Origin of the sequence: Berryella intestinalis (assembly GCF_000814825.1) — a bacterium.
Classification (GTDB): Bacteria; Actinomycetota; Coriobacteriia; order Coriobacteriales; family Eggerthellaceae; genus Berryella; species Berryella intestinalis.
Genome location: NZ_CP009302.1, coordinates 372,423 through 385,966, shown reverse-complemented (window position 1 = coordinate 385,966; position 13,544 = coordinate 372,423). Strand labels below are relative to the sequence as shown.

At 61.2% G+C, this 13,544-nt stretch carries 6 protein-coding genes; all 6 read right to left on the bottom strand.

The features are described from left to right. Positions 1-111: 111 nt before the first annotated feature. The 6 genes from JI75_RS01600 to JI75_RS01575 all read right to left on the bottom strand — a co-directional run bounded on the left by JI75_RS01600 (position 112) and on the right by JI75_RS01575 (position 13,468). Positions 112-4,587, bottom strand: coding sequence for a cell wall-binding repeat-containing protein (locus tag JI75_RS01600; RefSeq protein WP_039688224.1), 4,476 nt, complete (start codon positions 4,585-4,587; stop codon positions 112-114). 437 nt (positions 4,588-5,024) lie between these two features. Continuing rightward, positions 5,025-7,136, bottom strand: a complete 2,112-nt coding sequence (gene rho / locus JI75_RS08895) for a transcription termination factor Rho (protein WP_082019701.1) — start codon at positions 7,134-7,136, stop codon at positions 5,025-5,027. Then, entirely contained in the window at positions 7,133-7,813 is a 681-nt protein-coding gene (fsa, locus tag JI75_RS01590) for a fructose-6-phosphate aldolase (protein WP_039688222.1), read from the bottom strand. The genes rho and fsa overlap by 4 nt, the downstream gene beginning before the upstream one ends. A 271-nt stretch (positions 7,814-8,084) precedes the next feature. Beyond that, positions 8,085-8,807 (bottom strand): B3/B4 domain-containing protein, encoded by a 723-nt coding sequence (locus JI75_RS01585; protein ID WP_039688220.1) that lies wholly within the window; start codon positions 8,805-8,807, stop codon positions 8,085-8,087. Between the two features lie 113 nt (positions 8,808-8,920). Next, entirely contained in the window at positions 8,921-9,535 is a 615-nt protein-coding gene (locus JI75_RS01580; protein WP_039688218.1) for a hypothetical protein, read from the bottom strand. 219 nt (positions 9,536-9,754) lie between these two features. Continuing rightward, complete coding sequence (locus JI75_RS01575) at positions 9,755-13,468, bottom strand: Cna B-type domain-containing protein (RefSeq protein ID WP_082019700.1); 3,714 nt, start codon at positions 13,466-13,468, stop codon at positions 9,755-9,757. Positions 13,469-13,544 lie beyond the last annotated feature (76 nt).

Sequence of the window (13,544 nt, the reverse complement as noted above, 5' to 3'; positions counted from 1 at the left end):
CCCAACATTGACACGGGAAACCCCTTCACGATCGCGAAGCCGAACAAGGCCTCGAAGCTGAAAAGGGCCGACGATCGGCGTCGTCGGCCCGAAAACATCACGCGGAAGCGCTTAGCGGCCGACCGCCCTGTTCAGGGCGTCGAGCGTCTGAGCGGGAACGGCGGCGGTACCGCCGAACACGTACCCCGAGCGGATGGACGGGGCATTTGAGCGCACGAAGCCGTCGATGCAGTAGGGATCGTAGGAGAACCAGTCGCCTTCCGAGGTCGTGCCGGTATGGGGCACGAGCACGAGGGCCGCGCCGTTCCTCCCGCACAGAGCCGCGCCTGCAAGCGCGTCCCAGTAGCCGTTGCCGTCCGCCACTCCCATCTTGTCGGCGCTCATGCCGTTTTGCACAGCGAAATCGGCAATGGCCTGGGAGGTTCTCCAAGCGTCATCGCCCGCGAGCCGCTTGACGGCCGAGTTTGCGTCCACCTTCATAGCCAGCGCCAGAGCACTTTCAGTCGAACCGGAAACCGCGGCGGTGCCGCCGACGATGATCGCCTTGTCGAATCCCGCCGAAGCGATCTGGCTCAACGTCGAATCGGACAAGGTTCCCGAAGGATCGGTCAGAAACACCGGGGCCTTCTGGCCGTAGGCGAACGATGCGACCGAGAGCGCGTCGTAGTACCCGTTGATGGTCGCAATGACGCAGGTCTTCGATGCAGACGCGCTGCCTTTGGATCGAGACGAGACCTCTTGGGCGATAGCCCGAGCCGTAGCGGGCGCATCCGGACCGGCCAGGCGCTCGACGCGACCCGCAAGCCCTTCCATACCCTCGATGGAAGACCGGACGCTTTCCGATACGGCAGCGGATCCGCCGACGATGTAGACCTTCTTCGGTTTGAGGCGCGCGATCTCCGTCCTGGTCTGATCGGACAGCTCGCTTCCGTCGGTCAGGAGGATGGGGGCGCCGTCCAACCCGGCGAGCGCCGAAGAAGAAAGCGCATCCCAATAGCCCCCCATCGTCGCGACGATGACCGACTCCGGGACGCACCCGTCCGACCAACCTTCTCGGGAGATGGACGCCATGGTATCGAGAGCCGTGTCGCCTGCGAGGCGTTTCCAAACCTCCGAACCTTCGGGAGATTTTTCAACCACGCGCTTGGCCGCATCGAACGCCGCAACCGCGCCGTTCACTGCTTCGGCTGTCTTGCCGATCGACTCGGCAGTCGCCTCGTCAGAGCCCAGCACCTCGCGAGCCTTGGCGATGACGGCATCCAGGCGATCGACGTCTCCCTGCATCACCCAGACAGCACCCGGTTCCAAGCCGTTTCCATCGACTGAAACCACCGCGCCCTTGCGGGCGGCTTCCGCCTTGCCGATAGCCTCGACAAGCGGGGTCCGATCGAGCGTGAACACCAGCAATCCGTCGTTCGAACCGCGTGCGATGTTCTTCAGATCGCCGTCGGTGGAGTTGCTGGACGCAAGAATGACCAGCTGCCTTTCATTCAGCTGCTTAACCTGGCAGGCGTCGTCGGACTTGGATCCGCCCAGGTTGCGCAGAGACGTGCGCGCGCCTTCCTTGGTGAATTCGGCCACGAACGCGTCGTCGGCGCCGCGCGCCTTGTTCGCGAAATCGAAATCCGATCCGCTCGAGGTTCCCACCACGGTGTATCCCGCAGCCGTTTCAACCAGAGCGCTCGCCCCATTCGCCGCACTCGACTTCAGGGTGGAGACCCATTCGACCGCGCCTGTCGGTGCGCACTTCGCCACGAAGGAGTTCTCGTACTCGTTATCCTTGAGCGAGAACATCCCATCTTTGGACTTCGTGCTGCCCACGAACGCGAAGCCCCCGTCGGAAGTGGGGATGGCTGCGCTGAACGAATCGTCCTTCGATCCGCCGTAAGTCGTCACCGAAGTTACCTTGCCCTCGGCGCTCAGCCGGGCGCTGAACAGATCGAAGGTCCCGCCGAAGAACTCCTTGCCGGCAAAGTCGCCGTCGGACGCCGAATGCTGGCCGACTACCAGGTAAGTTCCATCGGCCAGGCAGCACAGGCCCGAGCCGGCATCGTTGACGCCGGCGCCGCCGACGATCGTGTGCCATTGCTCCGTTCCCTGGGCGTCGTATTTGACTACTGCGATGTTCACGACGCCCTTGAGATCGTCTTTGAACGACCCCTCGTAGGCGCCGCCCGAACCCAGCATGACCGTCGCAAGCGCAATGCATCCGCCATCATTCGTTGCCTTCACCTGCTGATACTGCATGGTGCCCGAGCCCTGCAGGCCTCTCATCCACACCAAGTTGCGCCCGGCGTCGTACTTGGCGGCAAAAGCGTTCCTACCGCCGTAGGAATTCCCCGGAGCGAGCGAGGAGAAGTCGTTGGCAGGAGGCGTGTTGTCCGGATCCTGATAGTAGCCGGATACGAAATAGCTGCCGTCATCGGCTCCATCGACGGAAAGGACCGAAGCACGGCTCGCACTCGAGAGCGTCTTGCTGTACATGAGCTCGCCCTCGGAGTTGTACTCGGCGATAAAGCCGCTTTGCTTCACGTCAGCGCGGTCGGAGGCGAAATCCCCCTCTTTCGACGTCGTGGACCCGACGGTCATGATATTACCGTTGGCGAGAACGTCCATATCGGAGGGGACGTCGCTACCCGCACCGCCGACGACAACCTTAAGGGAAGCAGGATAATCGGAAGCGGTCGCCTCGACCTCGGGGAACGTGGGCTCGACACCTTCGGTCATCGAGTCGTAGTCGAATTTGAGTCGGATGCCGCCGCCCATCATGCCCTGCATGTTGAACTTGAGCGGCGTGCGCAACTGGTCCTCGGTGAGCGTCATGGTAACCGTTTTCACCTGGGTTTTCGAGTCGTACGTGTCGCTGTCTGCCGCCACAAGGACCCCGTCGCCGTTGCGATCGTACAAACTAGAACCCAATGAGCCGGCGTATACGCGGTTGCCGGCAACATCGGCGTTGACGAAGTACACCGCGACCTTGTAGGCATTCCCCACCTTCTCAACGTAGGCGGTGTTGAACAGCAGGTTGTGCATCATGGATTCTCGGTCGAGCGTGAGGTGATAGGCCTGCACGGGAATGGTATAAGACGCTTGCGCCTGATGCAGGACATCGTCGTCGGAAAGTCCCGCAATGAAGCCCTGCGCTTTTCCATCAAGAGCGACCCCTTCGAAGTTCGAGCTCTTGAAGTGCCCGAACAAAAGGTGGGTCCCCTTGGTTCCAGCTGCTATGCCGCGTGCGGAATCGTCGGCATCGCCCCCGAACGCGGCTATCTTCTGAACGGTCCCGTCGAGGGCGAGCGAGGCCGTGTAGACGTCCTGGCCCCCGGAAGAAACCACCCGAGAGAAATCGCCCGTCGATCCCTTGAACTCGCCCGCTACCACGTACCCCTTCGGGGTTGCGCGAACGCTTTCGGCTGCGCTTCCCTCATCGGCCGAAAGCACCGTGGAGAACACCTTCTCGCCAGAAGCGTCGATGCGCATGACGAACGCCTTGTCCTTTCCCGTTTCCGACGAACCCTGGAAATCGCCGTCGCAGGATTTGGTACGGCCCGCAAGAACATAACCGTGGGCAGAATCGCCCGCAGCCGAGTCGCTTGAGATGGAGGCGAACTCGTCGGCAAGCGTTCCCCCGTAGGTCTTAAGCCACTGGCGAGCCCCGTCATGGGAGAACTTCGCGACCACGGCATCGCGCTTTCCCTTGCCAAGACCCGACAAATCGCCGTCATCCGCATCCGAGTAACCGGCAACCACCAACCCGTCGGGAGCAAGAACGACCGAAACGAAGTCTTCGAAGGTTCGATCGACGTTATGGGATCCCCCCACCGTCTTCTTCCATTCCACCTCCAAATCGGCGTTGAACTTCACGACCAGGGAGTCGCGATCGTCGGTCGACTTCACGCCCGACAAGTCTCGATCGGTCGAACCGGTATAGCCGACCGCGACGAAGCCCCCGTCCGGCGTTTCGATGACATCGCGGAAAGCCTCTTTGCCCGAACCTCCGAAATCTACCGTTTTGACCAAAGATCCGTTTGCGTCGAATTTGCACAGCAGCCCGTCGAAGTCGGCTTTGCCTGATTTCGCATGCCCTTCGAGATCTCCGTCGCTCGACGCCGTCATACCGACGGCGACGTACCCTCCCGTACTCACGGGCACGACCGCATTGAAAGAGTCGTTCCCCGACCCGCCGACAAGCGTTTGGGACTTTATCTTATGATCCGCTCCAAGCAGGATCAGCGCGGCATCGTTGCCGCCTTTGACTCCGCTTGCACCATCCACTCCCTTGGCATCGAACAGGCCCGCCGCGACGATCCCGCCATCGGCGAGCTGAAACGCATCGTTAACGCTGTCGACCGTAGAAAGCGTCTGCGTATCGACGCTGTTGGTTCCTCCCGAGCCGAAACCGACCGCCCAAATCGGTTCCGGAGACGCCGATTCGACGGCAAGGGCCGACAAAGGCGCCGAACACGCAAGCGCAAGCGCGACGGCGCAAGCCGCCCCGACCGCCGACGAAACCGAAGCGAAGCCGAGTCTGGGCAGGCTGCGCCCAACGGCGCCCTCACCCGAAGCGAAGCCGTTGCTTCTCTGCATACGATCCTCCCTTGAATGCCATGGAAACCCGGCGGCGACTCCCTTTCTCCCAAAAAAGGTCGGCGCCTATCGATGTTCGGCGAACCCTCAAGCCGGCCCTTGCTGCAAAGCCATAGCTAACAAGGTTCAACATCAAATAGTTAACCATGTTGAATATTGAATAGGGGCGATGATAGCGCAGAAAGTTACCAATGGCAAACGATTGTGCCCGAAGTTCTCTGTCTCCCTCGGGTACGGCGGGCGATACCCGAGCGCCGGGCAGCGCGCGTGCCGCGAAACCCGGCTGCAAGAGAGTCCCGAAACGAAGGCCGTAAACATCCGCGCCGAACGGAAAGATAGTTCCGAAAAAGAGAAAACCCCGGTGAGCATCGGGAAATCCTCGATGATCACCGGGGTGGGAAGCGCATCCGTTCGATCGGATGCAAAGCGGCAACGGCTTACAGCGACGAGACCTCGCCCTTCGACTGCTGCGCCTTGCGCGCGGTACGGAGCAGGAACTCCTGATTGGTGTCCGTCTGCTTGATGGATTTGATGAGGGTGTCCATAGCCCTCTCGGTGTTGTTCATGTTCGCGAGGATGCGGCGCACCGCCCACACCAAGGGAGCGACCTGCTGATCCATCAGCAGCTCCTCTTTGCGCGTGCCGCTGGCCACGGCATCGATCGCGGGGAAGATACGGCGGTCGGCCAGATAGCGGTCCAGCTTGAGCTCCATGTTGCCGGTCCCCTTGAATTCCTCGAAGATGACCTCGTCCATCTTCGATCCGGTTTCGACCAGGGCGGATGCAAGGATGGTCAGGCTGCCGCCGCCTTCGATGTTGCGGGCGGCGCCCAGGAAGCGCTTGGGAGGATACAACGCCGTGGAGTCGACGCCGCCGGACAGCACGCGCCCGGACGCCGGTTGCGCGAGGTTGTAGGCGCGCGCGAGGCGCGTGATGGAGTCGAGGAGGATGACCACGTCGGCGCCCAGCTCGACCATGCGCTTCGCACGCTCGATGACCATCTCGGCGCAGGCGATATGGTTCTCGGCCGGCATATCGAACGTCGACGAGATGACCTCGCCCCTGATGGAGCGCTGCATGTCGGTGACCTCTTCGGGACGTTCGTCCACCAGCAGGCACATGAGATGCACTTCGGGGTTGTTCGCCGTGATGGAGGCCGCGATATCCTTGAGGATAGTGGTTTTGCCGGCCTTGGGCGGCGATACGATCAAACCGCGCTGGCCTTTGCCGATGGGTGCGACCAAATCGATCACGCGAGCCGTATACGTGTGCGCCCCATGCTCCATGATCAGGCGCTCCTGGGGATACACGGGAGTCAGGTCGGCGAAGCGGGGACGCGATCCCAGCTGTTCGAGCGGGGTTCCGTTCACGGAGATGACCTTCTGGACGGCCGCGAACTTGTCGTTGGGGCGAGCAGGGCGGGTCTGGCCCACCAGCAGGTCGCCCTTGCGCAGGTGGTTGCGCTTGATGAGCGAGGCGCTGACATAGCAGTCTCCCTCGCCGGGGAGGTAGCCCGACGTGCGCAGGAAGCCGTACCCGTCGGACAGCACATCGAGGATGCCGGTGACTTCGAGGAACCCTTCGGCCTTCACGCTGGCCGCGAACACCAGTTCCACCAGCTCGGCTTTCTTCACTCCTGTCGCTTCGACGCCCAGCTCGGCGGCCTTCGCGCGCAGCTCCGCCACTTTGAGCTCGGCCAGCTCCTCGCGCGTCACGCTGGGAGCGATCTCACGGTCGTTGCGCTGGTGGCGGCGGTTGTTCTTCTGGTTGTTCGGGCGGTTCTGCCCGTTGTTCTGGCGATCGGAGCGGTCCTTGCGCTGGCCGTTTCGCTGGTTGGAGTCGCTCCCCCCGTTCGATTGGTTGCGCATGCCGCTTGACAGCGCTCCGGGACGGCGGCCCTTCTGCGACGTGTCCCGACGGTTGCGGCGATCGGCCGCCTCGGGCGCGAGATCGCTTCCCGTACCTTCGCGCGGATCAGCGCCCTGAGCGGCGGCGTCATCGGAGGGCTTATCCGATATCTTCGCGCGCGTCGTTCGACGGGGAAGGCGCGGGCGCTCGCTTTCGGCGGAAACGTCTTCGCTCGAACGCGCAGGGGCGAGCAGGGAATCGGCGATGCGGGAAACCGCGTCCGCTTCGGAAGCGCGGGTCGATGCGAGAAGGTCTCCTTCGGAAACGGTCTTCTTCACCACGGGCAGGCTGAGGTCGTCAGCCGCAGCCGAACGCCCTGACGGCGCTGCGGCAGTCTGCGGCGCATCCGCAACCGCGGTTTTGCGGGGGCGGCCTCGACGGCGCTTCGGGGCCTCGGCATCGGTCGGAGCCGCGGGCGCAGAGGCGGCTTTGTCACCCGCAGCCGAAACGGACGGCGCCTCGACACCGGTCGGCTCGGATCCAGCGGGCGCCTTCTTCGCGCGGGAAGCACGGGGTTTCTTGGCGGGAGCCTCGGTTGCGATCGGCTCGCTCTCGGAAGCGTCGCTCTTAGCTGCGGCGCGGCGACGGGGGCGCGGCGACGGGGAATCGGCGGCTTGCTCGTTTACGATCTCGTCGCTCATGCGTTCTGAACCTTCTCCCAGTCCTTAAGGAACGTTTCGAGGCCCCGGTCGGTCAGCGGGTGCTGCACCATCTTCTTCAGAACGGAGAACGGAACGGTGGCGATGTCGGCCCCCATAAGCGCCGCCTGCGTAACGTGGTTGGCGCTGCGAACCGACGCGGCAATGATCTCGATCTGCTCGCCGTTGACCGTAGACGGGGTGAAATCGTAGTTCCCGATCGCGGTGACCACGTTTTCCAGCTGGTCGAGGCCGTCTTCCGAAATATCGTCGAAACGGCCGATGAAGGGGCTGATGTAGCGAGCGCCGGCACGGGCGGCCAGAAGCGCCTGGGGAACCGAGAAGCACAGCGTCATGTTCACGGGAATGCCCTCGTCCGCCAGGATGCGCGTGGCGGCCAGCCCTTCGACCATCGTGGGGATCTTCACCACGACGTTGGGGGCGATGGCTGCCAGCTCGCGGCCATCGCGCACGATCTCGTCGCGCGTCATGGCGACGGACTCGGCGGAAACCGGGCCGTCGACGATGTCGCAGATGCGCTTGATATGGTTCTGGAAATCGGAAACCTTACCGCCGATCTTGGCATACAGCGACGGGTTGGTGGTAACGCCCGCAAGCGCCCCCCAGCTGGCCGCCTCTTCGATCTCGTTCAGATCGGCCGTGTCCAGGAAAAACTTCACATGTCCTCCTTCGGGATGCGTTGTTGTCAAAACCGGGTGCGCCCGGCATCGATACTGAAATGGAATAAGCCCGCAGACCAGGCGAAATCAACAAGGATGCTTGGGGATGACGTTCGGAGATGCAAGCCTATCTCGCGCACATGCGCCTCGCTTATGCATGCGGCACATAACGGTTGTTCATGGGATTTGGACGGGGCTATGGTAGCCCAAACGGAATCGTTGCGCAAGAAGGCTTCACGAACCGCACGCAGCGGCCTTGCTGCGACGGCGCTTATACGAGGGGCATCTCGGGGTTCTCGGCCCTGATGATCGTCTTAGCCGAGATGTCGGCGCCCAAATACCGCTCGACCAAGCCGACCAGCTCGTCGAGGGCGCGTTCCAAATCGTCGATACGCTCGGGATCGACGCATTCGATGACCAGGAAGGCGTTGCGCGATTCGTCGGACAGCGCGGTCCGCACTCCGTCGCGCCAATTCCAGCAGCGGCAGATCGCGCCGGCTTCGTCGCGATAGCACAGCTCTCCGGGCAGGGTCGGATCGTCTGCGTCTTCGCCCAACGCTCGAAACGCATCGCCCCCCTCGGTCAATCCGAGGCAGACATCTCCGACGAACGAGTCGAGGTCCTCTCCCCCTACCGGCAAGGCGTATTTGAGGGAGATCGCATTGTAGATATCGACCGAAGGAGAGATGCTGCCCACAGGGTTGCCCTTTGACACGCGCTTGATCAGGTTTTCGATCGAGCAGCGGGCACCCTTCTTCGTCTTGAACCTGCGATACGCCTCGCGCCAAACCGCCACCACCCGGTTTTCCGAGACAACATCGCTTTCCAAGTGGCCCTTGGCCGCCTCGTTGGCGTCATCGAGCAATCGGGCTATGGATGCGGCGGCATCGGCGGAAACCTCGTCAGCGGTTTTCATCCCGCGCACAACCGCCACGCCGATGGCGGAATCGGGGAACAGCCCCCAGAACGACTCTTCGGCCACGAACCTCTGCATCGCTGCGCCCCCTTTTTTTCGAACGGATCGTCTCCCCCACGATACAGCAAGGACCGGCGCATGGGAACGCCGGCCCTCATCAAACCACATATGTCGGTGCGAACCGATCGCGGTTACATCATGTTGGAGAAGTTCGCTCCGCCATACGCTGCGCTCACCAGCGCGTTGAGGCTGTCGTTGTCGATATTCCACACGTTATCGGTCTTGGTGAGCTTGATCGTCAGATCGCTGGAGACCGTCTCGGAAGTGGCGTCCAGCTTGCTGTAGAACGCCTCGAAATACTTGGCCATCAGCGCCTTCTCGCCGCCCTCCGTGTAGATGCGCGCAAGCTCTTCCTGACCCAGCGCCTCGAACTCGGTCATGGTGTCTTTCATGGCGGTCTGAACGTCGACGTTGGTCAGCGAGATCTCGGCGGTGGCGGTGTTGCCGTTCACGCTCACCTTGCCGATCGAGTAATCGAACTTGCTGAAGCAGTGGCCCAAGAACTCGTAGATATCGATGCCGTATGCCTCGATCTGCTTGAAGTCGGCGCTGCTGACCTGGTTCACATAGGTTTCCAAGGACTCCTTAGTGGGGTTCTTGAAGGCGCCGAGCTCTGTGTTGATGCCGTCTTTGATGGCCTTCTCGTCGTTAGCCGAGCACGCGGTCAGGCCGACCATCAGCGCACCGGCCAAAACGGCGGCGCACATCAGGGATGCTGCTTTGCAAACCTTGCTTGCGATGGACATGATCTCCTCCTTGCAGACTGCTTGTCTTCCCTTGGCGGGCGATCGCTCCCACGCCAATCCCTTGCGCACCGATCTCTCGATGGTCCGCCTGGTGAAACGATATAAGAAGCCCTTTCGCTTAGTCAATAATCAACTAGCAAGCGGATCGACAAAAGAAACGGGCGGCTCGATGTGAACCGCCCGTTTTCCGAAGCCGCCAACCTGGGCTTCGGGTGCAGCTTACTCTTCTCGCCTGCGGTACGCGGCCGCACCGCCAAGAGCAGCGAATCCCGCGATCGCCGCAACAGCCGCGGCGACTCCGCCGGCGCTATCGCCCGTGCGCGGCATCACGGAGACGACCTTGGGCGTCTCCGGGGGCACCACGGTGTTGGTCACCGTAAACCCGGAGGCTGCGTCGCCGGATACCTCGGAGGTGTATCCCTCCACGGCATCTTCGGTCACGGTATAGACGATCTCTTTGCCTTCGGCGAACTTAGGCAGGTCGGAGAAAGAGCCCTTCCAGCCCTCATCCTTTCCGAGGACGAGCTTCTTGCCCGTATCCACGCCGTTTGCCAGCAGGTGGATGGTGACAGGGGCACCCTCGCCGCCTACCCACTTCTTGACGACGGGGATGGAAACGGTCTCGGGAACGTGGGCGTTCGTCAGAGTGAAGCCGGTCGTCGCATCACCGGCGATGGAGACCTCGTATCCGCGGGGAACGTCGACCTCCTTAACGCTGTACACGATGTCCTTGCCGTTCTCCTTCTGGAAAAGACCGGTCCACGTGTGGGTCCAGCTGTTGCCCTCGTTCAGCTCGACGGGGGCGCCCAAAGCGGCATCGTTCGCGTAGAGCTGGACTTTGATGGAAGAGGGGCGGATGCCGTCTTGGTTGTTGACGTCGCTCCATGCCTTCGTTACCGTGAGGGACGTCTTTCCGGGGGTGTGAGAATTCTTGATGGCGGTCCCGTTGATCTCGGTCGCGTAATTCGCAACCGCCTCCTCGGTCACCGTGTACTTGTACTCGTGCCCATCGGCGGGATCGTACTTCGCCAAGCCGGTGAAACTGTAGTCCCAGTTGCCCGCGACGTCGGCCATGACGACCGCAGAGTCGGCCTTAATGCCATCGCGCATCAGGTTCACGGTAATGGACGTCGGCCGGTCTCCGTCGCGGTTGTTGTCGTCGTCCCAGGTTTTAGCGCCGAAGACATCGACTTTCTCCGTGTTCGTGTTGGTGATGGTGAACCCGGCAGCCGCATCGCCCGAAACGGCGGTAGAGTACTTACCGGCGTCGACACCCGACACCTGGGCCTCGGTCACCGTGTAGACGATCTCAGATCCGTCGGCCTTGTACTTGGGGAGGTCCTCGAACAAGCCGGACCAGCCGTTATCCTCTCTGAGCGTGAGCTCCTTGCCCGCATCGGTTCCATCGGCCAACAGCTTGACCACGACCTCGGAACCCTTGGGGCCCACCCACTTCTTGGAGACGGGGACCTTCACGGTTTCCGTGTTGGTGTTGGTGATGGTGTAGCCATTCGCTGCGCTGCCCTCGACGGCGGTGGAGTACTTGTCCGTATCCACGCCCGCAACCTGGGCTTCGGTCACCGTATAGACGATCTCGGACCCGTCAGCCTTGTACTTGGGCAGGTCGGAGAACTCGCCCTTCCAGCCGTTGCCCTCGTTGAGCTTCAGCTCCTGGCCGGGGACCTCGGTGCCGTCGGCCAGCAGCTTCACGGTGACTTCCGAACCCTTGGGGCCAATCCACTTCTTCTCCACCGGAACCTTGACAGCCTCGCCGTTGGTGTTGGTGATGGTGTAGCCGGAAGCGGCATCACCTGCGACGACGGTGGTGTATTTGCCGGCCTCGACGCCCGACACCTGGGCCTCGGTAACGGTGTACTTGATTTCCGCACCATCATCTTCTTTGTACTTGGGAAGGTTGGAGAACTCGCCCTTCCAGCCGTTGCCCTCGTTGAGCTTCAGCTCCTGGCCGGGAACCTCGGTGCCGTCGGCCAGCAGCTTCACCGTGACCTCGGTGCCCTTGGGACCCACCCACTTCTTCTCCACGGGGACTTTCACGGTCTCGGTGTTCTTATTGGTGATGGTGTAGCCGGAAGCAGCGCTGCCGGAGATGTTGGTTGCGTACTTGCTTGCATCGACGCCCGAAACCTGGGCCTCGGTAACGGTGTACTTGATTTCCGCGCCATCGGCTTTGTACTTGGGCAGGTTGGAGAACTCGCCCTTCCAGCCGTTGCCCTCGTTGAGCTTCAGCTCCTGGCCGGGAGCTTCGACCCCGTCGGCCAGCAGCTTCACGGTGACTTCCGAGCCCTTGGGGCCGATCCACTTCTTGGTGACGGGGATCTTCACGGTTTCGGTGTTCTTATTGGTGATAGTGAACCCGGCAGCCGCGTCGCCCGAAACGGCGGTGGAGTACTTGTTCGTATCGACGCCCGACACCTGGGCCTCGGTAACGGTGTACTTGATTTCGCTACCGTCGGGCTTGCACTTGCGCAGATCGGTGAACGTACCCGTCCAGCCGCCCGCCGCGTCAAGCACGACCGTTTTGCCGGTGTCGTTACCATCGGCCAGCAGACGCACCGTAACGGAAGAGCCAACAGGACCAACCCATTTCTTGTTCACGTTGACGGTGATCTTGATCGGCTTGTCGGTAATGGTCTTGAGCGCACCGCCCGTGGACGTCACCTCAAGCGTGTATTCCTCGTCGTTCAGCTCGTAACCCGCAGGCGGGGTCTTCTCTTTCACCTTGTAGGTGCCCTGCTCGAGTTTCTCGGAGGTGACCGTACCATCCGCGCCAGTCGTCAGCTCGAACGTCGATCCATTCGGTCTGGTCACTGTGAACACGGCGTTCTTCAGCGGAGTGACGTTATCGTCTGCATCGACCTTGGTCAGCTTGATCTTGCTGGCGAGGTCACCACCTGCGCTACCGCCCGAGTTAGCAGATTGGTATGACGCATCGCTTACCCAAGCCTTGCTCCCCGACTCAAGGCGCAAGTGATTGAGGAGCTTGGTGCCAGGCGTGTACGTAGACTTGTAGCGCAAGTAATACTGCTCGTTCGTTGTCCCAAGATCCAAGGTGAACGACGCGTTGTCGGGAGCAAACACCAACTTGCCGCTTGCAACCAACTCGTCTCCCGTTTTGGCTTCAAGCTCCTGAGAGACTTCTCCGTACGCATCGAAGACAACCCTATACAGCCTGAAAGAAGAGGGGATATAGGTCATACCCGAGCTTCCGAGCGTATCGGTAACCTTGGCGTTGGTCAGGTTCCCTTTGACGTGGTTCACGCGAGCAACCCACTGCGCCTGTTGCTTATCATCGGGAACGCTCTGACCCCATTTGATCAGGGATTCATCTTTGAGAGGCTTCGATCCAGTGACAACGACACCCGTCTCTTTGGTGCTCGTATGCCCTGCAACGTTTCCGTTGACCGTAATGGAGAATTTGTTCTCTTGATCGACAGTAATCTTACTCTCGTTGAACCGAGCGGCGAGGTACATGGTCCCCTTGACGTTGTATTTGTTCTCGACTGCTTTGGTAAACACAACGTGCACAGTCCCACCCGCATCGCCCGTACCAGGCGTCACGTGAGCCTTTGCGATGACATTGCCATCTGAGTCTGCGAGGTCGAAATCGCTCGCCGTCGTACCTGAGGGAAACTTCATGTTATCGGGAAGGGTGACATCGAAATAGTCCCCCTCATGAATATCATGCCCGCTTGAGCCGGCATCCCAATCCATAGCAATATAGAAAGTATCAGAATGAAAGAATTCGGTTTGGGTTTTGTGGCTTAAGTTCTGAATCTCGAACTTGGTAATGCTGACATCTACGACTTTAGATTCAGCGAATGCACGCGCCCCCCCCCCCGCAACTACGATCCCCACTGCGAGCAGAAGCGCGAGCAGGGGCGCTAAAATATAGCGCGGCTTATTCAGCAACATGATTGTTTCCTTCCCCTTCCTTTACGGGTATGAATATCCACTATTTAAAATACCCCCGACCAAAGCAAAGCGCAAC

Coding starts and splice junctions, on each gene's coding strand:
- JI75_RS01585 (WP_039688220.1), bottom strand. CDS start 8,807: ATGCAGAGGTTCGTGGCCGAAGAGTCGTTCTGGGGGCTGTTCCCCGAT.
- rho (WP_082019701.1), bottom strand. CDS start 7,136: ATGAGCGACGAGATCGTAAACGAGCAAGCCGCCGATTCCCCGTCGCCG.
- JI75_RS01575 (WP_082019700.1), bottom strand. CDS start 13,468: ATGTTGCTGAATAAGCCGCGCTATATTTTAGCGCCCCTGCTCGCGCTT.
- JI75_RS01580 (WP_039688218.1), bottom strand. CDS start 9,535: ATGTCCATCGCAAGCAAGGTTTGCAAAGCAGCATCCCTGATGTGCGCC.
- JI75_RS01600 (WP_039688224.1), bottom strand. CDS start 4,587: ATGCAGAGAAGCAACGGCTTCGCTTCGGGTGAGGGCGCCGTTGGGCGC.